At 60.5% G+C, this 24,956-nt stretch carries 22 protein-coding genes and 1 riboswitch; of the genes, 9 read left to right on the top strand and 13 right to left on the bottom strand.

Annotated features, from left to right (window positions below):
- Positions 1–164: 164 nt before the first annotated feature.
- The gene (locus AR306_RS00855; protein WP_166627861.1) at positions 165–707 is read left to right on the top strand and encodes a DUF4124 domain-containing protein; all 543 of its coding nucleotides are present in this window, start codon (positions 165–167) and stop codon (positions 705–707) included.
- The gene (locus AR306_RS00850) at positions 704–1,351 is read left to right on the top strand and encodes a DUF4124 domain-containing protein (protein ID WP_101495661.1); all 648 of its coding nucleotides are present in this window, start codon (positions 704–706) and stop codon (positions 1,349–1,351) included. Before AR306_RS00855 ends, AR306_RS00850 begins: the two co-directional genes overlap by 4 nt.
- A gap of 600 nt (positions 1,352–1,951) precedes the next feature.
- On the opposite strand, the gene AR306_RS00845 is transcribed toward AR306_RS00850, so the two are convergent.
- Together AR306_RS00845 and pmbA are read right to left on the bottom strand one after the other, a co-directional pair.
- Positions 1,952–2,707, bottom strand: a complete 756-nt coding sequence (locus tag AR306_RS00845; RefSeq protein ID WP_101495660.1) for a methyltransferase domain-containing protein — start codon at positions 2,705–2,707, stop codon at positions 1,952–1,954.
- A gap of 16 nt (positions 2,708–2,723) precedes the next feature.
- The gene (pmbA, locus tag AR306_RS00840; protein ID WP_101495659.1) at positions 2,724–4,070 is read right to left on the bottom strand and encodes a metalloprotease PmbA; all 1,347 of its coding nucleotides are present in this window, start codon (positions 4,068–4,070) and stop codon (positions 2,724–2,726) included.
- A 184-nt stretch (positions 4,071–4,254) separates the two neighbouring features.
- On the opposite strand from pmbA, the gene yjgA reads away from it, so the two are divergent.
- The gene (gene yjgA / locus AR306_RS00835; RefSeq protein ID WP_101495658.1) at positions 4,255–4,767 is read left to right on the top strand and encodes a ribosome biogenesis factor YjgA; all 513 of its coding nucleotides are present in this window, start codon (positions 4,255–4,257) and stop codon (positions 4,765–4,767) included.
- Positions 4,768–5,006: 239 nt separating this feature from the next.
- Here yjgA and galE read toward each other — a convergent pair whose 3' ends face one another.
- Together galE and AR306_RS00825 are read right to left on the bottom strand one after the other, a co-directional pair.
- Positions 5,007–6,023: a UDP-glucose 4-epimerase GalE gene (gene galE, locus AR306_RS00830; protein WP_101495657.1), complete on the bottom strand. Its 1,017-nt coding sequence runs from the start codon at positions 6,021–6,023 to the stop codon at positions 5,007–5,009.
- Positions 6,024–6,278, bottom strand: a complete 255-nt coding sequence (locus AR306_RS00825) for a hypothetical protein (protein ID WP_133539698.1) — start codon at positions 6,276–6,278, stop codon at positions 6,024–6,026.
- Positions 6,279–6,318: 40 nt separating this feature from the next.
- Between AR306_RS00825 and AR306_RS00820 the strand changes: the two genes are divergently transcribed.
- From AR306_RS00820 to AR306_RS00810, 3 genes are all read left to right on the top strand, one after another.
- On the top strand, positions 6,319–6,636 hold the full coding sequence (locus AR306_RS00820) for an MliC family protein (protein WP_101495655.1): 318 nt from the start codon (positions 6,319–6,321) through the stop codon (positions 6,634–6,636).
- A 299-nt stretch (positions 6,637–6,935) separates the two neighbouring features.
- Positions 6,936–8,864, top strand: coding sequence for an ATP-binding cassette domain-containing protein (locus tag AR306_RS00815; protein ID WP_101495654.1), 1,929 nt, complete (start codon positions 6,936–6,938; stop codon positions 8,862–8,864).
- A gap of 602 nt (positions 8,865–9,466) precedes the next feature.
- On the top strand, positions 9,467–10,225 hold the full coding sequence (locus tag AR306_RS00810; protein WP_101495653.1) for a TerC family protein: 759 nt from the start codon (positions 9,467–9,469) through the stop codon (positions 10,223–10,225).
- A 112-nt stretch (positions 10,226–10,337) separates the two neighbouring features.
- Here the strand turns inward: AR306_RS00810 and AR306_RS00805 are convergent, their stop codons facing one another.
- The 3 genes from AR306_RS00805 to AR306_RS00795 are packed head-to-tail and all read right to left on the bottom strand — an operon-like array spanning position 10,338 to position 12,798.
- Positions 10,338–11,066: an ABC transporter ATP-binding protein gene (locus AR306_RS00805; RefSeq protein WP_101495652.1), complete on the bottom strand. Its 729-nt coding sequence runs from the start codon at positions 11,064–11,066 to the stop codon at positions 10,338–10,340.
- Positions 11,057–12,043, bottom strand: a complete 987-nt coding sequence (locus AR306_RS00800) for a FecCD family ABC transporter permease (RefSeq protein ID WP_101495651.1) — start codon at positions 12,041–12,043, stop codon at positions 11,057–11,059. Before AR306_RS00800 ends, AR306_RS00805 begins: the two co-directional genes overlap by 10 nt.
- Positions 12,031–12,798, bottom strand: coding sequence for an ABC transporter substrate-binding protein (locus AR306_RS00795; RefSeq protein WP_101495650.1), 768 nt, complete (start codon positions 12,796–12,798; stop codon positions 12,031–12,033). The genes AR306_RS00800 and AR306_RS00795 overlap by 13 nt, the downstream gene beginning before the upstream one ends.
- A gap of 333 nt (positions 12,799–13,131) precedes the next feature.
- Positions 13,132–13,337: riboswitch (cobalamin riboswitch) on the top strand.
- A 102-nt stretch (positions 13,338–13,439) separates the two neighbouring features.
- Here AR306_RS00795 and AR306_RS00790 point away from each other — a divergent pair.
- Entirely contained in the window at positions 13,440–15,356 is a 1,917-nt protein-coding gene (locus AR306_RS00790; RefSeq protein ID WP_101495649.1) for a TonB-dependent receptor domain-containing protein, read from the top strand.
- A gap of 204 nt (positions 15,357–15,560) precedes the next feature.
- On the opposite strand, the gene elbB is transcribed toward AR306_RS00790, so the two are convergent.
- Entirely contained in the window at positions 15,561–16,214 is a 654-nt protein-coding gene (elbB, locus tag AR306_RS00785; protein WP_101495648.1) for an isoprenoid biosynthesis glyoxalase ElbB, read from the bottom strand.
- Positions 16,215–16,404: 190 nt separating this feature from the next.
- On the opposite strand from elbB, the gene AR306_RS00780 reads away from it, so the two are divergent.
- Entirely contained in the window at positions 16,405–18,624 is a 2,220-nt protein-coding gene (locus AR306_RS00780) for a primosomal protein N' (RefSeq protein ID WP_101495647.1), read from the top strand.
- A 3-nt stretch (positions 18,625–18,627) separates the two neighbouring features.
- Here AR306_RS00780 and serB read toward each other — a convergent pair whose 3' ends face one another.
- Positions 18,628–19,845 (bottom strand): phosphoserine phosphatase SerB, encoded by a 1,218-nt coding sequence (serB, locus tag AR306_RS00775; protein ID WP_101495646.1) that lies wholly within the window; start codon positions 19,843–19,845, stop codon positions 18,628–18,630.
- A 169-nt stretch (positions 19,846–20,014) separates the two neighbouring features.
- On the opposite strand from serB, the gene AR306_RS00770 reads away from it, so the two are divergent.
- Complete coding sequence (locus AR306_RS00770) at positions 20,015–21,379, top strand: histidine kinase (RefSeq protein ID WP_101495645.1); 1,365 nt, start codon at positions 20,015–20,017, stop codon at positions 21,377–21,379.
- A 12-nt stretch (positions 21,380–21,391) separates the two neighbouring features.
- Here AR306_RS00770 and AR306_RS00765 read toward each other — a convergent pair whose 3' ends face one another.
- From AR306_RS00765 to AR306_RS00750, 4 genes are read right to left on the bottom strand one after another with little or no spacing between them, the layout of a single operon-like run.
- Complete coding sequence (locus AR306_RS00765; RefSeq protein ID WP_101495644.1) at positions 21,392–22,111, bottom strand: PqiC family protein; 720 nt, start codon at positions 22,109–22,111, stop codon at positions 21,392–21,394.
- Positions 22,108–23,064 (bottom strand): MlaD family protein, encoded by a 957-nt coding sequence (locus tag AR306_RS00760; RefSeq protein ID WP_101495643.1) that lies wholly within the window; start codon positions 23,062–23,064, stop codon positions 22,108–22,110. The genes AR306_RS00765 and AR306_RS00760 overlap by 4 nt, the downstream gene beginning before the upstream one ends.
- The gene (locus AR306_RS00755; protein WP_101495642.1) at positions 23,061–23,831 is read right to left on the bottom strand and encodes an ABC transporter ATP-binding protein; all 771 of its coding nucleotides are present in this window, start codon (positions 23,829–23,831) and stop codon (positions 23,061–23,063) included. The genes AR306_RS00760 and AR306_RS00755 overlap by 4 nt, the downstream gene beginning before the upstream one ends.
- A 2-nt stretch (positions 23,832–23,833) precedes the next feature.
- Positions 23,834–24,955: an ABC transporter permease gene (locus AR306_RS00750; protein WP_101495641.1), complete on the bottom strand. Its 1,122-nt coding sequence runs from the start codon at positions 24,953–24,955 to the stop codon at positions 23,834–23,836.
- Between the last annotated feature and the right edge of the window lies 1 nt (position 24,956).

Below are 24,956 nucleotides of genomic sequence, written 5' to 3'. Positions count from 1 at the left end.
GACTAACGGCCCACAACAGAGCGGGCAGCAATCGTGATATTCTGGACCCTGACAGCGCCAAATACCAGAGGTCTGCTGCCAAAAATGGCGAACAGGAAGCAACTGCACTTCTGCCCGCCCCCGTTATCAACATCAGGTACTGCCCGTACCGGCGGAGGTCAAGCATGCGTCATCCATGGTTATTACTGCTTGCCAGTCTGGCCTGTGCCAGTCAGGCAGCCGAGGTTTACCAGTACATCGACGAGCACGGCAACCGTGTCTTTACCGACAAGCCGCCACTGCATGTGGATGCCGAGGAAGTACACCTGCCGGAAGTCAACCGCACGCAAATGCCGGCCCCGGCAGCACGTCCGGCGGGGCAACAGGAGGCGGCCGATGATGCACCTGCCGCTCCGCCTTACCGGCAGCTGGCGCTCACCGGACTGCCCGAGGATGGCACCTTCCGCGCCAACAGTGGCGATATCCAGGTACAGGTACAGGTGCAGCCACGCCTGATGCTGCAGCACAGACTGCAACTGCTGGTGGACGGCCAGCCCCACGGCCAGCCGGTGCGCAGCATTCTGCTACGGGCCAGCAATCTGGACCGTGGCGAGCACAGTCTTGCCGTGCAGGTTCTGTCCGGTGAGCGGGTGTTGCAGCAAAGCGCCACCTACCCGATTACCATTCAACGCACCCACGTCAACGCGCCCGCACGTCGCCGCCAATGAAGCCTGCAATCCTGGCCGTTCTGCTTACCCTGACAATGCTGGCCGGGCCGCATGCCGCCCTGGCACAGATCTACAGTTACGTGGACGAAAGCGGCCAGCGCGTGTTCACTGACCGCCCTCCGGCAACTGCCGACAGCACAAAAGTCGAGATCCCACCAGTCAACCGCATGCCCGCCGGCCAGCGCATCATCAAACTGCAGGCACCGGCGGAGCTGAAGCAGCAGTTGGCTCCGCCACCACCGCTCTATCAGGCCCTGCAGCTGGTCAGTCCGGTACAGGATGACACCCTGCGCAATACCGGAACCGTCATCGATATCCACGCCAGCAGTACGCCGCAGCTACTGCCTGGCCATCATTATCAGGCATGGCTGGATGGAGCCGCCCATGGCAGCGCCAGCACACAAGCCCAATGGCAAATCCGCGATGTGGAGCGTGGCAGCCACCAGCTTGCCGTGCAACTGCTGGACGAGAACGGAAAGACACTGATGCAAACCCCCGCGATCACCATCCACGTCAAGCAGACCAGCCTGGCCGAGCGTCGCCGGATTCGTCCTTGCGAGAAGGATGATTACGGCAAGCGTCCCGAATGCCCGCTGGCTGACAAGCCGGAAGAAAAGAAGAGCTGGTGGCGGCTGGGATTATAGAAGCAGACTTGCCCCCGACAAGGGTGGGCAAGCCCCTTCGCACAGAGCATGTACCAAGCCGCACTCTGTAGGTGCGAATTTATTCGCACAAACGCCCCCCGGCACGCCCACCTATTCGGATAACCCCGTCGTTGTAGGTGCGAATTCATTCGCACAAATGCGGCCATGTTGCCCGGCGATGCCGGGCGCTGTTCGAACGAATTCGAACCTACAAAACCGGGCCGTTGTGTAGGTGCGAATTTATTCGCACAAATGCGGCCATGTTGCCCGGCGATGCCGGGCGCTGTTCGAACGAATTCGAACCTACAAAACCGGGCCGTTGTGTAGGTGCGAATTTATTCGCACAAATGCGGCCATGTTGCCCGGCGATGCCGGGCGCTGTTCGAACGAATTCGAACCTACAAAACCGGGCCGTTGTGTAGGTGCGAATTTATTCGCACAAATGCGGCCATGTTGCCCGGCGATGCCGGGCGCTGTTCGAACGAATTCGAACCTACAAAACCGGGCTGTTGTGCAGGTGCGAATTCATTCGCACATGGCCCTATAACCCGGCTGAGCCGGAATTGTTCGAATAAATTCGAACCTACAGGTTTAACCTGCTCAGGCGGAGTGACGGCACAGCCAGTGCAGATAACGGCCCAGCGGCCCCAGCGTCGGGTGTTTCCGGTAAAGCAACTCGGTTGCCACCAGCTCGTTGTCGGCGATCTTGTCGCGAAACCTTGGCTGCATGTAGTCATGAAACACCCGGATGCCACTGCGCTGGTCAACCTGCCAGCCATGCCCGACCAGCAGCTGTTCCAGCTCGCGCGGGTCAAGCGGCTGTTGCGGCGTCAAGCCGCCCTGGTCACCGGCAAAATGCTCTTTGGCCAGCTTGCGCAGGTTGCCCTTGATCAGGTTGTGCAGCACCAGCGCATCCTTGTTGTAGAACGCCAGTGACAGCCAGCCATCGGCCTTGAGAACCGGCTTCAGCGCCGCCAGCAAGGCCGCCGGTTCGGCCAGCCATTCCAGTACCGCATGGCACAGGACCAGGTCGTAGGGCTCCGGCTTGCTCGCCACCAGCTGCTGCCAGTCACACTGGATGAATTGCGCTTTGATGCCTGCTTCGGCAAAGCTGCTACGTGCCGCTGCCAGCATCGGCGCACTGGGCTCGGCGAGGGTTACCTGATGCCCTTGCCGGGCCAGCCATAACGCCATGTGGCCCAGCCCGGCACCAATATCGAGCACCCTGAGCGGCCGCTGCGGCAGCACTTCCTGTAAATCCGCCTGCAACACGGCCAGGCGGATGGCTCCCTTGTTGTTGCCGTAGATCTTGCGGGCAAAGCGCACCGCCAGGTCGTCAAAATGCTGGTCTTGCATGGAGTTTGTTGCCCGGTCAGCTGCCGGCCACTTTCATCTGTTCCAGCAGGACCGAGCCGGTACGGATGCTGCCGCGCGTGTCCAGATCGGAGCCGATGGCGACCAGATTGCGGTACATGTCCCGCAGGTTGCCGGCGATGGTCACTTCTTGCACCGGAAACCGGATCTCGCCGTTTTCCACCCAGTAACCGCCAGCACCACGGGAGTAATCGCCAGTGACCATGTTCAGACCCTGCCCCATCAGTTCGGTGACCAGCAGGCCAGTACCCATCTGCTTGAGCAGTGCCGCCTGATCCTGCTGGCCATGGCTGACAAAGACATTGCGTGCGCCGCCGGCGTTGGCGGTGCTGGGCAGGCCCAGCTTGCGGCCGGAATAGGTGCTAAGCAGGTAGCTGACCAGCTGGCCGTCCTTGACGAACGGCTGGTTGCGGGTGGCCAGGCCATCACCGTCGAATGCGCTGCTGGCCAGCCCGCCCGGCAACAGGGGCCGCTCGTCCAGGGTGAACCAGTCAGGAAACAGTTGCTCGCCCAGTGCATCCAGCAGGAAGCTTGATTTGCGGTACAGGTTGCCACCGGAAATCGCGCCCAGTAGATGCCCAAGCAGGCCGCCAGCCACTTCAGCGGCAAACAGCACCGGCACGTTGCAGGTCGGTACCGGACGGGCACCAAGCCGGCTGACCGTACGCAGCGCCGCGTGCTGGCCAATGCTTTGTGCGCTGGCCAGCAGGTCGGCACGGCGGGCGTGGTCATACCAGTAATCGCGCTGCATCTGCTCGCCCTCACCGGCGATCATCACGCAGCTGATGCTGTGCGAGGTGCCGGCATAGCCGCCAATAAAGCCGTGGCTGTTGCCATATACCGTGCAGCCCCGACTGGTGTCCACGCTGGTACCGTCAGCATTGGTGATGCGCTGGTCGGCGGCGAAAGCGGCGGCTTCACATTCCAGCGCCAGCTCGATGGCCTGTTCCGGTGATACGTCCCAGGGGTGCCACAAGTCCAGCTCGGGCAGCTCTGTGGCCATCAGCGAGGCATCGGCCAGGCCGGCGCAATCGTCTTCCGAGGTGTGCCGGGCAATCGCCAGCGCCGCGGCCACGGTTTCACGCACGGCGGCATCGCCCATCACCGTGGTGCTGGCCGAGCCTTTGCGCTGCCCGCTGTACACCGTAATGGAAAAGCCCTGGTCGCGGATAAACTCGATCGACTCCACTTCGCGCTGGCGCACACTGGCGGTGAGGCCGTCCTGCACGCTGACCGCCACCTCGCAGGCACTGGCACCCTGACGCCGGGCTTCGGCCAGAATTTGCTCAACCTGTGCCTGCAAGCCGGGAATTGCATCCGGGCCGGACTGCTCAATGCCGTTCATGCTGTATACTCCACCGCAAAGAAAATAACGGGAAAGACTACCAGAAATACCGGACCATGGCGCGACAGTCGTATCGGCTGCATGCTGCGTTCCACCGTTTTTCCGGTACTGTCATGCATGGCACGACGCCCAGAGCCATGGCGCGGGCCATGCACCCGGTTGCTGTTCAATCACAGGAAGCACCATGTCCGAACATCTTGAAGACGATTTCATCGAAGAAAAAAGCAAAACCCAGGTCAAGCGCGAATTTCTTGCCTTGCAGGATCTGGGCGCACGGCTGGCCGGACTGAAACCCGACATTCTCAACCGCCTGCCCCTCAATGACGCCCTGCTCAAGGCGCTGGAAGAAAGCCCCCGTCATACCAAGCACATTGCCCGCAAGCGCCATAACCAGTATCTGGGCAAGCTGCTGCGCGGCCACGACGTCGAGGCCATCCAAAGCGTGCTGGACAATTTTGACAGCGCCAGCCGTGAATACAACAACCGCTTTCACCAGCTGGAGCGCTGGCGTGAACGCCTGCTGGACGAGGGCGACGATGCCCTGCAAGAGCTGATGCTGGAATATCCCGACATTGACAGCCAGCACCTGCGCGGCCTGATCCGTCAGGCCCAGCACGAACGCGCCCGCGAAAAGCCGCCGCTGGCAGCACGCAAGCTGTTCAAGTACCTGCGCGAAATGGCCGAACAGAACCTGTAAAACCCGCCTGCCGGGCAACATGGCTGCATTTGTGCGAATAAATTCGCACCTACACAACAGCCCGGTTTTGTAGGTTCGAATTCATTCGAACAGCGCCCGGCATCGCCGGGCAACATGGCCGCATTTGTGCGAATAAATTCGCACCTACACAACAGCCCGGTTTTGTAGGTTCGAATTCATTCGAACATTGCCCGGTATGGCCAGGCATACGGCCGGTATTTGTGCGAATGAATTCACACCTACATATAGCCCTGCGGGTTGTTGCTTTGCCAGCGCCAGCTGTCCTCGCACATGCGGGTCAGATCCAGCTCGGCCTGCCAACCGAGCAATTCCAGCGCCAGCGCAGGGTCGGCATAGCACTGGGCGACATCACCGGGGCGACGGGCCACAATCTCGTAGGGCACAGCACAGCCGGATGCCTGTTCCAGCGCGGCAACCATTTCCAGCACCGAATAGCCGCGACCGGTACCCAGGTTGACCGTCAGCAGACGCGGTCGGTCGAGCGCAGCCAGTGCCTTGATGTGCCCTTTGGCCAGATCGACCACATGGATGTAATCACGTACGCCCGTACCATCGGGTGTCGGGTAGTCGCCACCGAATACCTGCAGGCGCTCGCGCTTGCCGACCGCGACCTGGGTGATATAGGGCATCAGGTTGTTGGGAATATCGCGCGGGTCTTCGCCGATCAGCCCGGACACATGGGCTCCGACCGGGTTGAAGTAGCGCAGCAGCGCCACCGACCAGCGCTCGTCAGCGCGGCACAGGTCACGCAGCATGTCCTCAATGATCAGCTTGGAACGGCCATAGGGGTTGGTGGCCGACAGCGGAAAATCCTCACGGATCGGTACTGATGCCGGATCGCCGTACACAGTGGCCGACGAGCTGAACACCAGCCGGCGGCAGTTGTGGGCATCCATCACCTGTAACAGGTTGAGGGTGCCTGTGACGTTGTTCTGATAGTAGCGCAGCGGCTGGGCCACCGACTCACCCACCGCCTTGAGTCCGGCAAAGTGTACCACTGCCTCGACCGGGAAGCGCTCGAACACCGCTTCCAGATCCGCCAGCAAGCGAATGTCGCCTTCGACAAACTCAAGCGTCTTGCCGGTAATCTGCTGTACGCGACGCATGGATTCCGGCGACGAATTGGACAGGTTGTCCAGCACCAGAACCCGGTAACCGGCTTCCAGCAGTTCGACACAGGTATGCGAGCCAATGTAACCGGCACCGCCGGTGACCAGAATGTATTTTCCCGACATTTAATGTCTCCCGATAAGCAAGAATCGGCCAAAACGCTGCAACCAGGCCAACAGCAGCATTTTCATACCCGGCATGTCACCGCACACCACCTGGCCCATATTGGCCACAATTGTAGGGTAAAGCCGCCGTTCGCCACCACTATTGTTTCTTGCCGCTGTCGTGACAGTGATCAACGCCACGCCAGGAAACACAAACCGCCAAGCTCTGTTTTTGTGATAATTTTCACATTTTTGACGGAACCCAACGATCATCACCGGCTCAAATCACCTGTATCCACTCTCGGGAGCACGACTCATGCGAGTACTTGCCTTCTTCATCCTTGCCGGCAGCGGATTGCTGGCTGGCTGCCACAATGCTGCAGCCACGCCCGACACCTACCGCTACAGCTGCGACAGCGGGGTGCGCGTGACCGCAACTTACCCCGACACTGACTCTGCCCGCGTCACCTACCTCGGACGCGAACACAGCATGCGGGTTGATGTATCCGCCAGTGGTACCCGCTATGTTGGCGACCTGCTGGAATGGTGGACCAAGGGCACAGAAGGTACCCTGCTGCAACGCAACGCCAGCGGTGACAGCGATGTTCTGGAGCATTGCAAGCAGCAACGTTGACCGCAGGCCCAACGTCCGCAGGCAAGGCTGACAGCCTCTAGTGGCCTGAACGGCTAGTTCGTTAACTCAAGTTCGGATGGCTGGGGATTCGAGGCAAGGCGCTGTGACGAGTCATAGCGGGGCTATGGCGAGGAGCAGCAACGCAGCATCGGAGCCTCAGACGCCGAAATTGACTAATGGAATTAGCCGTACAGGCCACTAGCCAGCATCGGAGCAGTGCTCGCCCGGCACTGGCAGCAGACAGGTAATACAGATACCATGCGCATCCTGTTTTCCTTTCCCGGACTGACCTCCCGCCCATGATTCGCCTGCACAATCTAAGCCTGCAACGCGGCCCCTTGCAGCTGCTCGACCATGTTGATCTTACTATCCATCCGGGCCATAAAGTGGGCCTGGTAGGAGCCAATGGTGCGGGCAAATCCAGCCTGTTCGCCCTGTTGCAGGGCCAGCTGCAAGCCGACAGCGGCGACTGCCAGATCCCCGCCCAGTGGCGCATTGCCCACATGCAGCAGGAAATCACCGCGCTGGAGCGCCGGGCGCTGGATTATGTACTGGATGGCGACACCCGCCTGCGCGAGCTGCAACAGCAAATGGCACAGGCCGAACAGCGCCAGGATGGTGCCGCCATGGGCCGGCTCAATGCCGAACTGGACGCCGCCGATGCCTGGACCGCCGAAAGCCGCGCCAGCAAGCTGCTGGCCGGGCTAGGTTTTGCCGAAGACGAAATGCAGCGTCCGGTTTCATCCTTTTCCGGTGGCTGGCGCATGCGCCTCAACCTGGCTCACACACTGATGTGCCCGTCCGACCTGCTGTTGCTGGACGAACCGACCAACCACCTGGACCTGGACGCCATCCTCTGGCTGGAGGGCTGGCTGCAGCAATATCCCGGCACGTTGTTGCTGATCTCCCACGACCGCGACTTTATGGATGCGGTGGTGCAGCAGATCGTGCATTTCGAGCGCCAGAAACTGGTGCTGTATCGCGGCGGTTACAGCGCCTTCGAGCGTGCCCGCGCCGAACGCATGATCCAGCAGCAACAGGCTTACGAAAAGCAGCAGACCGAACGCGCCCACATGCAGGACTTCATCCGCCGTTTCAAGGCCAAGGCGAGCAAGGCCAAGCAGGCACAAAGCCGGGTCAAGGCACTGGAACGCATGGAAGAGCTGGCTCCGGCCCACTTCGACTCACCATTCCATTTCAGCTTCCGTGAAGCCGACAAAACCTCTGCCACCTTGATCAGCCTGCGTGGTGCGGAGCTGGGCCATGGCGACAAATGCATCCTGCACAAGGTCAACCTGCAGCTGGTACCCGGCATGCGCATGGCGCTGCTCGGCCCCAACGGTGCCGGCAAGTCCACCCTGATCAAGAGCCTGTCTGCCGAGCTGCCACTGCTTAGCGGCGAGATGGTGCGTGGCGAGAACCTCGCCATCGGCTATTTCTCCCAGCACCAGCTGGACAGTCTGGATGCCAAGGCCAGCCCGCTGCTGCACCTGCAACGCATCGCTCCGGAGCAGACCGAACAGAAGCTGCGCGACTTTCTCGGCGGTTTCGACTTCCGTGGCGATCGCTGCGACGAGCCGGTGGTGAACTTTTCCGGTGGCGAGAAAGCCCGGCTGGCGCTGGCACTGATCGCCTGGCAAAAACCCAATTTGCTGTTGCTCGACGAACCGACCAACCACCTGGACCTGGAAATGCGCCATGCGCTGGGTGAGGCACTGCAACACTATGAAGGTGCGATGCTGCTGGTCTCCCACGACCGTCACCTGCTGAAAACCACCGTCGACGAGTTCATGCTGGTCGCCGATGGTGCCGTGACGCCCTTTGATGGCGAACTGGATGACTATGGCCGCTGGCTGCAGGAATTCCGCCAGCGCCAGCAGCGCAACTCACTGGCCGATACCGATAACGCAAGCGCCGGTGTCGACATCCGCATCGACCGCAAGGCCCAGCGCCAGGCCGAAGCCGCGATACGCCAGCAACTGGCGCCGCATCGCAAGCAGGCGGAAAAACTGGAAACCCAACTGGGCAAGAAACAGGCCGAGCTGGACGCCATTGAGCAACAACTGGGTGACAACAGCCTGTATGAAGCCGATGCCAAGGATCGCCTGAAACAGTTACTGGCCGACCAGTCCCGCCTCAAACAGGACTGTGAGGAGCTGGAAATACAGTGGCTGGAAAGCATGGAGCAGCTGGAAAGCCTTGAGCTGCAGCTGGCCATACAGGGCTGATATTTTCATGTGTGCACATGCATACATGCGCCCCGGAGAGCTGTTTCATGTACGAATAAATTCGTACCTACAAAGCCCGCCCGCTACCACCACCGTAGGTGCAAATTCATTCGCACACAAAAACACAGCTCGGCTGCACCCATGTACGAATGAGTTCGTACCTACAACAGCCCGCCCGGCACCACCACCGTAGGTGCAAATTCATTCGCACACAAAAACACAGCTCGGCTGCACCCATGTACGAATGAGTTCGTACCTACAACAGCCCGCCCGGCACCACCACCGTAGGTGCAAATTCATTCGCACACAAAAACACAGCTCGGCTGCACCCATGTACGAATGAGTTCGTACCTACAACAGCCCGCCCAGCACCACCACCGTAGGTGCGAATTCCTTCGCACACAAAACCCCGGCTCGGCTGCACCCATGTACGAATGAATTCGTACCTACAACAGCCCGCCCGGCACCACCACCGTAGGTGCGAATTCATTCGCACACAAAACCCCGGCTCGGCTGCACTCACCCCCGACAATAAAATCACGAACCCTGTGCTTTTCGCGCTAAAATGCCCGCTCCTTTTTCCTCAATTCTGGAACCCCGCCATGTGGCCCTGGCTTACCGACACTGAAATCTGGATAGCATTCTTCACCCTGACCGCCCTGGAAATCGTCCTCGGCATCGACAACATCATCTTCATCTCCATCCTGGTCAGCCGTCTGCCCAAGCACCTGCAGGCCAAAGGCCGCTTCTTCGGCATCATGCTGGCGATGGTTACCCGCATCCTGCTGCTGCTGTCACTGACCTGGGTAATGCGCCTGACCGACAACCTGTTCAGCGTCTTTGGCATCGGCATTTCCGGGCGTGACATCATCCTGATTGGCGGCGGCCTGTTCCTGCTGCTGAAAAGTACGCTGGAAATCTGGCATAGCGTCGAAGGCAGCGGCGATGATCTGCCCGATATCAAGGGTGCCAGCAGTTTCTTTCTCGTGCTGGTCCAGATCGCCATCATCGACATCATCTTTTCGCTGGACTCGGTGATCACCGCAGTCGGCCTGGTGCAGCATATCCCGGTGATGGTCGCGGCGATCATGGCTTCGGTGATCGTCATGCTGGTTTCCGCCGCCAGCATCAGCAAGTACATCGAGGAGCACCCGACGCTGAAGATCCTCGCGCTGTCATTCCTGATCATGGTCGGTACGCTGCTGATCGCCGAAGGCTTCGACGTTCATGTACCCAAGGGCTACATCTACTTCGCGATGGCGTTCTCGTTTGGCGTGGAAATTCTCAACATCAAGATGCGCAAAACCATCGAACGTAACGGGAACGGGAACGGGAACGGGAACGGTCAGGAGTCTGCCTGACCCGGATGTTTTTGCTCCCTCTATTTATTATCCCGAGGGAGCATAACTCCAGCCACCAGCACCACCACCCCGCCCCGGCTCAATCTTTTTCCGGGGCAAACCCCGCTGCAAATCACCTGGGCATGACAATGGGCGGCTGGCTCTCAAGGTCAATATGGGCATCAATCCCGAACGCTCGTTGCAAGTTATCGTGGGTCAATACCTCGGCCACCGGACCCAGCGCCAGCAGCCGTCCTTCGTGCAGCAGGCACAGGCGATCACAGTAACGCGCCGCCAGTGACAAGTCGTGGATCGACAGCATCACGCCACAGTCGTTGCGTGCATAGTCTCGCAGCATTTGCAGCACATGCTGTTGCTGGCTCAGGTCAAGGCTGGCGACAGGCTCGTCTGCCAGTAGCACTCTGGGCTGCCCGGCCAATACTCGCGCCAGCCAGACCCTGGCCTGCTGGCCGCCTGACAGCCGGTCAATCGGACGCTCCAGCCAGTCGGTCACACCAGTGGCGGCGGCGGCCTGCGCAACAGCTTCGGCATTGGTATCACCCCAGGGCAAGCGCCCCAGACTGATCACGTCATGCACGGACAGGGCCCAGGCACTCTGGCTGCTTTGCGGCAAGAATCCGATCTGCTGTGCCCGCCGCCGTTCAGGAATCTTGTCCAACCGCTGATCATGCAGAAAAATCTCGCCACGGTAATCCTCGATGCCGGCCAGACAGTGCAACATGGTGGACTTGCCGGCCCCGTTGGCCCCCAGAATGCCCAACACCTCGCCCCTGTGCAGGCTCAGGCTGACATCCTGCAAGCGCTGATCCACGCCAAGCTGGTGAATACGAATCAGTTCCATCGTTTGCGCTCCTTCCACACCAGCCAGATGAACAGCGGAGCACCCAGCAAAGAGGTCAGCACGCCCAGCTTCAGCTCACGTCCGGGCGGCAGCATGCGCACACAGACATCCGCCAGACACACCAAAATGGCTCCGGCCAGTGCTGCCGGAATCAGCAGCCGTTCGGGCCGGTTTTGCACCAGCGGACGCAGCAAGTGCGGCACCAGCAAACCAACAAAGCCGATACTGCCGGCCACCGCCACCGAACTGCCAACCAGCAGGGCCGCACCCAGCACGATCATGAAGCTGCCATGTCGATAGTTCAGCCCCATGCTGCGGGCCACCTGGTCCCCCAGGCTCAAGCCGCTGAGCAAGCGGCGCTGGCTGATGATGAGCAGACTGCCCGCCAATAGCGGCGGCAACAGCAACCACAGGTGCTCCAGACCACGCTCGGACACCGAGCCCAGCAGCCAGAACACCAGCTCCTGCATGGCATAGGGGTTGGGTGCGAAGTTCAGCACAGTGGCCAGTGCCGCACCACAAAGCGTGGTAATGGCCAAGCCGGCCATGATCACCATGTGCGAACGGGCCGAGCCCGCCAGCGCCAGCATCAGCACCAGTGCCACGCCGGCGCCGATCAGACCTGCCACGCTGGGTGCAGCCGCGCCCAGCGCGGGAAACAAGCCAAAGTAGAAAACACTGGCGGCCCCCAGCGCCGCGCCTTGGCTGGCTCCGGTCAGCCCCGGTTCGGCCAGCGGGTTGCGCAGCAGCCCCTGCAAGGCAGCGCCACTCAGGCCCAGTGCGGCCCCGACCGCAAGGGCGATCAAAGTGCGCGGCAAGCGGACCTCGCCAATCACTATGGTGTCCAGACTGGTCTGGCCGGTCACAAAGCCATATAGCCCGCCCAGCACATCTACGCTAGTCGAGCCGACCGCCAGCGAGGCCAGCGTCGTCAGCACCAGTAAAACCAGCAGAGCGGGAGTTATCAGTCGAGCCATTGATTCAGTTGCCTTATCAGATCCCAGGTCCAGGGGCCGGGACATTGCCAGCGCCAGTAATCGGTGGTCAGCCAGCCCTCCGGCGGAACGCTACGACGCAGCACCGGATGATCGGCAAAACGGTTGGCCAGCGCCTGATGCTCCGGCGCGGCAAACAAAATGGCATCCGGCGGGTCACTGGCGATCTGCTCCAGATCCAGCGCCACATGCCCGGACACCTCAAGGTAGTTGCGCCAGCCGGCCTGCTCGATGATCTGGTGCTCAAAGGTGTCCCGGCCGGTACCTATCCCATTGGAGCCCAGCAACAACAAACGTTTGGCATTCGCTGCCGGTATACGCCACTCCGGCGCAGACCGGGCCTTGTCCGGATTTTCACCCATCAATTCGAGCAGCTGGCGCTCGTAATCCACCACCTGTTCCAGACTGCCCGGCAGCGGCAGTACCGCTACCTTATAGCCCAGATCACTCAAACGCCCACGCAGCATCAATGCACTGAATTGCCCGACCAGTACCAGATCCGGCTGCAGCTGCACGATCTGTTCCAGCGTGCCGTCATGGCCCGGCCAGTTGTCACCAATCCAGTCCACCGGATAACGCTTGAGCATGGGTGACAATGCCGCCACCCGCTGCGGATCGGCGTGGTAGGCCAGCGTCCAGTCCATACACAGATCGAGGGAGAGCATGCGCTGCGGTGTTGCGGCAGCGGCCGATAGCGTGAAAAACAAACCCGACAACAGGCTGAGCAGCCACAACAATCGGCTCGGCGCTCCGGCACGGCACAATACGCGCCTGCCGTCTTGACCCGTTACCGGGCCGGGTGACGAACGTCTGACTACCTGCTTGCATGCATGCAGGAAAGCGTCTTGCCGGTTTTTGATGATCACAGTGAACACATGACGGTAACGATAAAGCGGCGATTATACCGCCGGCCCGTGCCTTTGAAAGCCTTGTACTTTTGCGCCTGCTTTTTATCCAGACAGCAGCACAATCCGGTGCCATAACGACAATCAACAAAAACTGCCGGCCTGCTTGACCGGCAACCCTTTGCCGTTTAATGTGCCCAGCCAACGCAGGCGAGCCATCGTGGCCACCTGCACTGCATTCAAGGTGGCTGTTACAGCCTTAAAAGGGAAGTCAGGCGGAACTATCCGCCCGCGCTGCCCCCGCAACGGTACACGACGCGACCTGTTTTTCTGCATAAGTCGCACGCCTGCGCAAGACACCACTGGTTCACACCGGGAAGGTGCCCAGGTTCATCGTCAGCCCGGAGACCTGCCTGATGCGCACGACAGGTGTTGCGGAGGGCTGCACCGTCAAGCGTAGCTTGCCCTGTGCACCGTCTTCGCTTGCCCCTGCCCTCCTCAAAAGCCATTTTCACTTTTGAGGATTCCACTCGATGAAACTTTCCCGACTGGCGCTGGCTGTTGCCGCACTGCCACTGGTTGCGTCTGCAGCCACCGACCTTGATACAGAAGCTGCGCTCAAGCTGTCCGATACCGTCATCACCGCCAATCGTGGCGCCCAAAGCAAGGCGGATACCACTGCTGCCGTCAGCGTTTTTACCCGCGAAGATATCGACCGCCTGCAGCCAGTTAACGTCGCTGATCTGCTGAATCGTGTGCCTGGTGTGCAAATCCGCCAGAACGGCGGTCGCGGCAGCGCAACCGGTGTATTCATTCGTGGTACCTCTACCGCACAAACCCTGGTGCTGATTGACGGCGTCCGTGTCGGCTCCGCCACCGCAGGTGGTGCCAACGGTGCACTGGAACATCTCAACATAGACCAGATAGAGCGCGTTGAAGTGCTGCGTGGCTCTCGTTCTGCCGTATACGGTGCTGACGCCATCGGGGGTGTTATTCAAATCTTCACTCGTCGCGGCGACGGCCAAGGCCTGACTCCACGTGTGCGTTACGCCATTGGTAATAAGGGCGTACAGGAACGCAGCATTGGCTTGTCCGGCGGTAACGAAAAGACCAATTTTAGCTTTGGACTTAGTCTTGATGATGACAAAGGTTTCGACCGTACAACACGCTCTGATAGCGCGGATAAAGACCATGATACCTACCGCAACAAGTCGGTCAGTCTGGCATTGGATCACAAATTCAACGAACAATTTTCGGTCGGTGCCACTCTGCTGGAGCAACATGCAAAATCGGAATATGACAGCGCAGGTTTAGGTGCAAATGCTAAATATTTTTCCAAAACCATAACCAGTTCAGCATCTGTATTCTCCACACTGCAAATCACAGACTTCTGGAAAACACGCTTGGAGCTTGGACATAGTCAAGATAAGCTTGCAGGATATGACAAGCTTTCAAACCCAAAACATCAATACGATATCAATACTTACCGCAACAGCATCGGATGGTTAAACACCATCAGTCTAAACAAACAAAATGAGTTGCTGCTAGGTGTTGACTATCATAAAGATAAAGTTCGTAGCACTACTGATTACGACAAAAAAGACCGCTGGAATCAGGCAGGTTTCGCCCAACACCGTTTCACCAGCGACTGGTTCAACACCGAGCTAGGCCTGCGCCACGACAACAACCAGCATTACGGCAGCAGAAATAGCTGGAATGCTGCTCTGACTGTTCCAGTCAATCCGGACAACAGCCTCTCCCTGTCTTATGCAGAAGGTTTTCGAGCGCCCACCTTTAACGATCTTTTCTATCCTGAATTTTGCGATCCATTGTGGGGATGCTTCCCCAGCGATTCTAACCCTAACCTAAAACCTGAAACTTCCAAAACTTACGAACTTCGGTGGAGCAGTAGACTCACCGACATAGTTTCTTTAGAGGCTTCTGCTTACCGTACGAACATTCGTAATGCCATTCTGAAAAATACCACGCTCAACAAACTGGAAAACATCGACAATGCCCGCATCAACGGCTTTGAGGCATCGGTCATCCACCAGTTTGCCACCGTACGCACCGCACTCAACCTGAGCTTCATTGATGCTCGTGACCGTGACTCCGAGCGCGGCAATCTCCTGCCAGCTCGCGCCCGTCGTACAATCAGTTTTGACGTCGATAAGCAACTGGGCAACTTTTCTGCTGGTGCGACTTGGCGTGCTTCCAGCCACAGTTTCCAAGATGCTGATAATGATCAGCGTATAGCCGGTTACGGTATTGTCGACCTGCGTGGCAGCTGGGCAGCTACTGAGGAGCTAAATTTTGGCCTGCGCTTAGGCAACATCTTCGATAAGAAGTACAGTCGTGCAGTGTATCCCTATGGTGGTAAAAACCACGGCTACCGCGAAGACCGTGCCACCATCCAGGCCAGCGTAACCTGGACGCCGAAGCTGTTCTGATAGCATCTTCTATCCCTGCCACCTGCTATCAAAAGTCGGCGACAGGGATAAAAAGGTTACCGGGTCAAGCCCGGTAATGACGAAAAGCCCCCTTTGGGCAGTGCAAGAGTCGTGCGGCTACACAGGGTGTGTGGTCGTACAGGATGTTTCCACGGCTTCTTGCATTGCACCGAAGGGGGCTTTTTCTGTTCAGGTTCAGCCGGCTCAGGCCAGCTCCAGCACCTTGTCCACCAGCGCATTGATACCGGTAGCCGCTTCGGCAATGGACTGGGCCAGCATGTAGGCTGGCGTGGTGACCAGGCAGTTGCCAGCGTCAAACACTATGTTGTCCACGGTACAGACCTGGTGTTTGGCACCCATGGCTTCCAGGGCTTCGGCAGTGCCTTCATCGTTACCGATGGTGCAGGTCACGCCTTCGCCAAAGATCCGCGCCGACAGCGCCGGGGCGATGCACATCAGGCCAATCGGCTTTTTCGCATCACGGAATTCGCCGATGGCGGCCAGCACGTCCGGGTCCACGGTGCAGTCCGCACCCTTGACGGCAAAGTCGGACAGGTTCTTGGCTGCGCCAAAACCGCCAGGCAGGATCACTGCATCAAAGTCTGCCGCTTTCAGTTCTCGCACATCCTTTGCCGCGCCACGGGCAATACGTGCCGACTCCACCAGCACGTTGCGTGTTTCATCAGCTTCTTCGCCGGTCAGGTGGTTGATGACATGCATTTGCGGCTTGTCCGGTGCAAAGCACTGCACCTGCGCACCCTGCTGGCTGAGGCGCAGCATGGTCAGGACCGTCTCATGGATTTCAGAGCCGTCATACACGCCACAGCCGGACAAAATCATTGCTACTTTCTTGCTCATTGTTCGCTCCTTTCTTTCTGTACTACCGGTGTTGCTCATGCACAGTGCCCGCTCCTGTAGGTGCGAATTTATTCGCACATTTGTCCGGATAAATCCGGACCTACAGTTGAGCCTGCACTCTGATGGTGCAAACACAAAACCAAAATCTTCTTTCAAGCTAAGATAACACCATTGCCTGAAGGAATGCCCCGTGCCCGATCTCTACTTACGTCTCGCCCTGCCCACTCCGCTGCGTCGTTTGTTCGACTATCGCGCACCACGCGGGGTTCCTGCCGAGCACTGGCAGCCCGGGGTGCGGGTACGGGTTCCGTTCGGCAGCCGCAAGGTGGTGGGCATTCTGGTGGAGACCACAGCCACCACTGATATCCCTGCCGGCAAGGTGCGCGACGCCCTTGAGCTGCTGGACGAGCGCCCGCTGTTCGAGCCGCCGTTGCTGGAACTGATCCGCTGGACGGCCAGCTATTACCAGCACAGCCTGGGTGACACCTTCAGCTGGGCGATGCCCGCCCTGTTGCGCCAGGGCGAACCGGCCACTGCCCAGAAAAAACTGTTCTATCAAGCCGCCGCCGATGCCGATATCGCCGACGAGCGCATCAAGAACGCTCCACGTCAGCGGCAGGCGCTGGCCGCCGTGTTGCAGCACCGCCAGGGCATGGCTCACGCACAGCTGCACAACTTGGGTATCCAGAAAACCAGCATTGATGCGCTGGTGGAAAAAGGGCTGCTGTTCCAGGAACTGCGCAGCCAGAAACCTGCCCGTCCCGGCGGCCCCCTGCTGGCCCAGCCGTCGCTGGTGTTGAATGCCGAGCAGCAGCTGGCGGTCGATGCCGTGGGCAAGGCGCTGCATCGGCATCAGGTGTTTCTGCTCGCGGGTGTCACCGGCAGCGGCAAGACCGAGGTATACCTGCACCTGATCGAGCAGGTGCTCAAGCAGGGCCGGCAGGTGCTGGTGCTGATTCCCGAGATCAACCTGGGGCCGCAAACCATCAACCGCTTCCGCCAGCGCTTCAATGTGCGGGTGGCGCTGCTGCATTCGGAAGTCAATGACCGCGAGCGCCTGAATGCCTGGCTGGCGGCACGCGACGGCATGGCCGAGATCGTCATCGGTACCCGCTCAGCACTATTCACCCCCTTCAGGGATCTGGGCCTGATCGTCATCGACGAGGAACATGACAGCTCCTACAAGCAGCAGGACGGCTTGCGCTACCATGCCCGCGACCTGGCACTGGTCCGGGCCAGGCGGTTGGGCATTGCGGTGGTCATGGGCTCGGCGACGCCCTCGCTGGAAAGCCTGCACAATGCGCAAAGTGGCCGCTATGCCCTGCTGCGCCTGAACCGGCGGGCCGGGGCCGCACAGGCGCCAACCTTCATGCGACTGGATGTGCGCAGCCTGCCGCTCGACTCGGGCATCAGCCTGCCGCTGCAAAAAGCCATCGAGCAGACGCTGGCGGCCGGCCAGCAGGTGCTGGTATTCCTCAACCGACGCGGTTTTGCGCCGGTGCTGATGTGCCAGGACTGTGGCTGGATGGGCGATTGTCATGCCTGCGATGCCCGCCTGACCCTGCACCAGCGTTACAACGAACTGCGTTGTCACCACTGCGGCCATATCGAGCAGCGACCGCATGCCTGCCCCAAGTGCCAGAGCCTGCAATTGCACCCGGTCGGGGCCGGAACCGAACGGGCCGAAGAGCGGCTGCAAATCCTGTTTCCGAAGATTCCGGTGGTGCGCATCGACCGTGACAGCACCGCACGCAAGGGCTCGCTGGATGCCATGCTCAATCTGGTGCAGCGTGGCGAGCCCTGTATTTTGCTGGGTACCCAGATGCTGGCCAAGGGGCACCACTTTCCGGCGGTGACGCTGGTAGCGATTCTCAATGCTGATGGTGGCCTGTTCTCTGCCGACTTCCGTGCCAGCGAGCGCATGGCCCAGCTGGTCATCCAGGTGGCCGGCCGCGCCGGACGGGCGGAGCAACCGGGCCGGGTGATCATCCAGAGTCATGTCGCGGACCACCCCCTGCTGATCCAGCTGACCGAAGAAGGCTATTTCGCCTTTGCCCGGCAGGCGCTGGACGAGCGACGGGTAGCGCAGTTGCCGCCCTACACGCACATGGCCCTGCTACGGGCGGAAGCGCTGAACCCGCAGCATGCGGATGATTTCCTGCGCGATGCCGTCAGCCTGGCGCAGCAGTTGCAACAGCATTACGAGGATAGCGAGGTAGAGCTGCTCGGGCCAGTAGCCGCTCCGATGGAACGCCGGAGCGGGCGTTACCGGGCGCAGCTGCTGTTCATCAGCGCCCAGCGCCAGCCGCTGCACCGTTTACTGCACGGCTTGTGTTTCAATCTGGAACAGCTGACCAGCGCCCGGCAGGCACGCTGGTCGCTGGATGTGGACCCGATTGATCTGTATTAGTGGCTACTGGTCCTGCCCGTCGCGGTCACGATAACCGAGCAGATAGAGGATGCCGTCCAGCCCCAGCGTGGAGATGGCCTGGCGGGCGCTTTTCTTGACCAGCGGCTTGGCGCGGAAGGCCACACCCAGCCCGGCCAGCCCCAGCATGGGCAGGTCGTTGGCACCATCGCCGACGGCAATGGTTTGTTCCAGGCGCAGGCCTTCCCGGGTTGCCAGTTCTTGCAGCAGATCGGCCTTGCGCTGGGCATCGACGATGGGGTCAATGGCACGGCCGGTCAGCTTGCCATCAACGATTTCCAGCTCGTTGGCATAGACATAGTCAATGCCCAGCTTGTCTTGCAGGTGGCGGGCAAAGTAGGTGAAGCCCCCGGACAGGATGGCGGTCTTGTAGCCCAGCCGCTTGAGTTCGGCAAACAGCACTTCCGCGCCTTCGGTCAGGCGCAGGGATTGTGCGATCTCTTCCAGCACGTCCTCGCTCAGCCCTTCCAGCAGGGCCAGACGCTCACGGAAGCTGGCCTTGAAGTCCAGCTCGCCCTGCATGGCCCGCTCGGTGATGGCCGCGACCTGCTCGCCGACACCGGCAGCGATGGCCAGCTCGTCAATCACTTCGTGTTCGATCAGGGTCGAGTCCATGTCGAATACCGCCAGCCGGCGGTTGCGGCGATAAACGCTGTCGCGCTGGAAGGCGATGTCCACGTTCAGCTCCTGCGCCACGCTGAGAAACTCGGCGCGCAGCGCATCCACGTCACCGGGTTCACCCCGTACGGAAAACTCGATGCAGCCCTTGCCCTGGTCCGCCGGCATGTCAAGCGGCATGCGTCCGGACAGGCGGTCGATATGGTCGATATTCAGGTTGTACTTGGCGGTGATGGCGCTAACCCGCTGCAACTGCTCGGCGCTAACCTTGCGGGTGAGGAGAGTAACGATGTAGCGGGATTTGCCCTGCCCGGCGACCCAGCTGTGGTAATCCTGCTCGGCCACCGGAGTGAAACGCACCTGCTGGTCCAGCTTGTAGCCGGTGAAGAGAACGTTTTTCAGAACGTCAGCCGACTGGCTGCCGGCCGGGATCTCGACCAGAATACCGAAGGACAGGGTATCGTGAATCACCGCCTGGCCAATATCGAGGATGTTGACTTCGCTTTGTGACAACGCCCCCATGATGGCGGCGGTCAGACCGGGGCGGTCCTCACCGGTGATATTTATCAGGACAATTTCACGCAAGACACCAGCCTCCAGGACAGCGACGACCGATGGCTGTTACCAGACCGGCCGGGAAATATTTTCGCCGGTATTCTAGCCTGAATCCTCCAGTTGTGCAGCCTGCACTGCTGCACAGTGCACGACTTTGCTATACTTCGCCCCCGTTTCGCCACCCGCTCAGGAACGCTTCATGGCTCAGCACGCTCCACAGTCCGCTTCCGGCATCAGCCTCACTCAACGCATTCTGGGTCTGGGTCTGCTGGTGATTGCCCTGGTGATTGCCGCCATGGTGGCCATGACCGCACGACAGTTCAATGCTTCCATCCAGCAACAGGCCGACGCCCTGGGCGAGGCACTGGTGACACACACTGCACAGGCCGTTGCGGCTCCGCTGGCCCTGTCTGACTCGCTGGCCCTCGCTGCGGTGCTGCGCGAACTGGTAGACAACCCCTATGTTGCCCATGCCGCGCTGTACAGCGTCGACAACCGTACCCTGGCCGAGGCTGGCCAACGGCCGAGAGCCGGCAAGATCAACAGCCTGTACACCCGCTCGATTGCCTTCGAGCAGGTGATTGCCGGCCAGCTGCACGTCAACATTGATGTCAAGCGCCTGCAACAACCCCTGTCTGCCAGCCTGCAAGGGCTGATGCTGCTGGGTGTTGTACTGCTGCTGGGGGCGGTCATGCTGCTGTCTCGCCTGGCCCGTTCAATCAGCCAGCCGCTGGAGGACCTGAGACGCTGGCTGGCCCAGCCGATAGGTCAGGTTCCGCACCAGCAACGCAACGACGAAATCGGTCTACTGGCGCGTACACTGGGCCAGCATTTCAGCTTGCCCATCCATGTACAGCCGGTAACCACGCCTTTCTCCGCCAACGCCGGGGATGCCGAAGCAGAAGCTGAGCCAGAAGACGATACCCTGCCGGATGATGTCCCGGAGGCCAGCCCCGAACCGGAAGCTTCACTGCCGGAGCATTGCGCGGTGCTTGCCGTCGAACTCAGACTGGAGCGGGGCATCTACGAGTTGGATGAGCAGCGCTACGAGCAGCTGCTGGATCATTACGGCCAAGCCCTGGAGGAAGTTGCCGCGGCCTATCAGGGCCAGCTGCTGGAGCTGGCTGACGGGCAGGTCCTGATGCTGTTCCATGACGATGATGAAGCCCATGTCTGCCACGCACTGTGTGCGGCCGAACTGTTGCGGGCCTTTGCCCACACGCTGCAAATGGAGATTGCCGACAGCGGAACGACACTTGGCATGCAACTGGGCATTGCCTGCGGGTCAACCGTCAGCGATCTGAGTGAAGAAGGATTGTTGCAGCACCCGGCCATTGCCGAAGCCCTGGAGCTGGGCCGTCATAGCCGCAATCTGGTGCTGGTGGGGCAATCAGCAGCCGGCCATCCGCAAACGTCCTGTGCCAGCATTCGCAGCATTGCCCGGCCCGCCGGGGCCAGCTGTGTCGAGCGCCTGCTGTCACCCTGGCCCGAACAGCTGGATGACCAGCTGCAGGACCTGATGCTGCTGATGCGGGACTCGCAGGCTCCGGATATCTCCCGGTAAGGGCTGCAATCGCTAGAAGCGATAGACCTCGAGTTCCGGCAGCGGCTCGGCCATCGGAATGCCCCGCTCCTGGGGCAAGCTGTCCTGACGATTTTCCTGCCCGCGTGCCGGCTGGGCCTTGGCCACCTTGCGCGAGTTGTCCTGCAGCTGCCTGACTGCGCCAGCCAGCTGCTCCGACAGCTGTACCAACAGCTCGCTCTGCGCCCGTACCTGGCTGGCCAGCTGGTCTTCATGGGCAGCTTGCAGGGTCACTACCCGGCTGTCACGCACTTCGCCATCGGTATCCAGCAAGCGCCATTGCGCTTCCAGAACGGCCGGCTCGCCTTCGCCCGAGTCCAGCCGGCTGATGCTCAGCACAATTTGTGCGCCGGCCTTGACGCCGACCCGGTCCGGATACAGCGCGACGTGGCTGCTGCCAAGGCGCATGGCCATTTGCCTGAGCAGCAGCTGGCCAACCTCGTCTTCCAGATTGCCGGCCCAGCGGCCATTACGGCTGGCGGTCAGGCGGCCGTCCGGCTGGCGCTGCAAGATCTGTTCACGCTGCAGGTAGTCGGCCAGTTTGACCGGCCCCAGTAGCACCGCCAGGTCGGCATGCACACTGGTCGAGGCTTCGGCAGGAGCCTGCAGCTGATAGAATTCGCCGGGCGCAACCAGGCTGCAACCCGCGCCCAGAGCGATGGCGCTTGCCAATATGAGATGAAAGGGTCGATACAGGGTTGTTAACTTGTTCATTCTTTCCTGCCGAAAATCAAGGACTGTGGCTGCTGTTCAATCGCCTGTGCGGTGCGTTCCAGCGATTTGCTGGCCCGGGATATGTTGCGCAAGGTTTGCAGTAATTCATATTGCAGCTCTGATTGCGGGCTCAGGCTGCGCTGCCCTTCTTCGACCAGCCGACCAGCACTGTCCAGCACCTCACGGGCATTGTCCGCAATCTGGTGCACTCCGGTCAGGGCCTGCTTGAATTCCTCGCTGCCCTGGTTGAGATTGCCGAGCAACACCGGCAGCTGCTGGTCCAGCTGTCGGGCCACGGCATCCAGATTGCCCAGCAAGGCGCTGAATTGGCCAATGCTGCCCTCCAGCTCGGACGAACTCAACAACCGGTCCAGGCTTTCCATGGTGCGGTTGGCCGCTTCCAGGGTTTCCTTCAGGGGAACCGCACGCAAGCCGTCAGCCAGGTCGCGCAGCAAGTCGGCAGCCTGGTCAATGCGCGAAGGTACAGTGGGTATGGCGACCAGCCCGGTGACTTCTTCGTCACGCACATAGCCGGGCTGGCCGGGAAAGAAGTCCAGCGCGACAATCGCTTTGCCGGTCAACAGGCTGGGCACCTGCAACTGGGCACGCAAACCGCGCTCAAGCAGCCGAGCAATGGAGCGGTCCAGCTGTGGGCTGGTGCTGGGCCGGGTGGCCGATCCGCTGTTGATGCGGATCACCACCGGCATGATCACATCGTTGATCTTGCGGTCGTATGACAACCGGATATCCCGCACGCTGCCGACCTTGACGCCACGGTAGGTGACATCGGCACCCACGTCCAGGCCATCCAGCGCACCGGTGAAGTACACCACGTATTCAACCGGTTTGCTCCAGACGCTATCACGGGCCAACACCAGCACGCCGCCAACCAGCAGAACAATGCCGCTCAGCAAGAAAACGCCAATCCAGAAGGGTTTGCGGGTTTCGTTCATGCATGCCCTCCGGCCGCAAAGGAATTACCACGACGCAGGAACCGCTGTACCTGTTCGGGGCCATGATCAAGCAACTCTTGCAAACTGCCCAGAGCAATCTGGGTGCGGGTTTTATTATCCAGAAACAGGCAGGTGTCCGCTACCCGGTAAATGCTCGGCAACTCGTGGGTGACCAGCACGATGCTGGCACCGAGGCTGTCGCGCAGCTGCAAAATCAGCTCGTCCAGCGCCATGGAGCTGAGCGGGTCCAGCCCGGCGGACGGCTCATCAAAAAATAGTACCTGCGGGTCCAGCGCCAGTGCCCGTGCCAGCCCGGCACGCTTGCGCATGCCGCCGGACAGTTCGGCCGGGTACAGATGATCGGTTCCGGCCAGCCCGACCAGTGCCAGCTTCAGCGAAGCCAGTTCATGGCGCTCCAGCCGGCTCAGTTCTGGCCGCCAGGTTTCCAGCGGCAGGCAGATGTTTTCACGCAGGGTCATGGCCCCCCACAGGGCCACGTTCTGGTACAGGATACCAAAATGCTGTTGCAGCAAGGCCCGCTCTTCGCTGCTGTGCGCCCAGAAATCATCACCCCGGAACAGCATGCGCCCGGCCAGCGGTGCCTGCAGGCCGATCAGGTGGCGCAGCAATGTGCTCTTGCCACAGCCACTGCCGCCCATGACGACAAACACCTCGCCCTGGCGGATGCTGAAATTCAGCTCGCGCTGGATCACCAGCTGGCCATAACCGGCACTGAGGTTTTCCGCAACCAGCACGGCTTCTTTCATGGCTAGATCCCCAACTGCGTGCAAAGCACGGTGATCATCGCGTCACTCACCACCAGCGCAACGATGATGCTGACCACCGCGTTGGTGGTGGCCTGCCCCACTGCCTGCGCGTTGCGGCCGCTGTTCAGGCCGTAATAGCAGCCGATCATGCCGATCAGCAGGGCAAACACCAGGCTTTTGAACAACCCGATAAAGAAATCGATGCTGCTGACCATCACCAGGCTCTGGTTGATGTACTGGGTGGCAGAAATATCGTACATGCCCCAGCCGATGACAAAGCCGCCCAGTATGCCCAACGCATCGGCAAAGCAGGTCAGGATCGGCATGCTGACCAGCAACGCCAGAATACGCGGGGTGACCAGAAACTCCAGCGGCGGAAAACCAAAGGTCTGCAGGGCGTCAATTTCTTCGTTGGCCTGCATGCTGCCCAGCTCGGCGGCATAGGCCGCGCCAGTGCGCCCGGCCATGATCACGGCGGTCATCAAGGCGCCCATCTCGCGGGTCATGCCGATGGCCACCATGTTGGCAATGTAGATTTGTGCGCCAAAGGCTTCCAGCTGCACCGCGCCGACAAAGGCCAAGATCAGGCCGACCAGTACCGCAATGAGGGCCACGATCGGCAATGCGCCCGGGCCGTTCTGTTGCAGTGCCAGCCAGAAATCACTGGCCCGCATGCGCCCTTTTCCCCGTGCTGTCGCCAGCAGGGCCAGGGTGACCTGACCGATGAATGTACAGCTGCGGCCCATGCTGCCCATCACCCGCAATGCGCCCGCGCCAAACTGCGCCACCCGGTTCAGGGGAGTCTTCGGCTCGGCCTGTGCCTGGGTCGATGGCGTCTGCGCCATCTCCAGCAACTGTCCGACACCTGCGGGCAGGCCTTGCAGGTTGACCTCGATGCCGGCCTCGTAGGCCAGATAGCGGATACGGCGCAACAATGCCAGCAAACTGCTGTCCCAGGCCGTGACATTGACCCTGACACACAGCTGTTCAGGCAGGCGCCCGCCCTTGCGCCACACCTCGAGCAAGTCGGGTTTGCGCTGGTGCAATGTCCAGTGTCCGGTCACATGCAGGCAGGAAAGCTGCCCTTCCTGCTGCCAGTCCAGCCCTGCGGTTTGTTGCTGCATG

Origin of the sequence: Thiopseudomonas denitrificans, assembly GCF_002866065.1 — a bacterium.
GTDB lineage: Bacteria > Pseudomonadota > Gammaproteobacteria > Pseudomonadales > Pseudomonadaceae > Thiopseudomonas > Thiopseudomonas denitrificans.
This window is presented reverse-complemented; position numbering and strand designations above follow the sequence as displayed.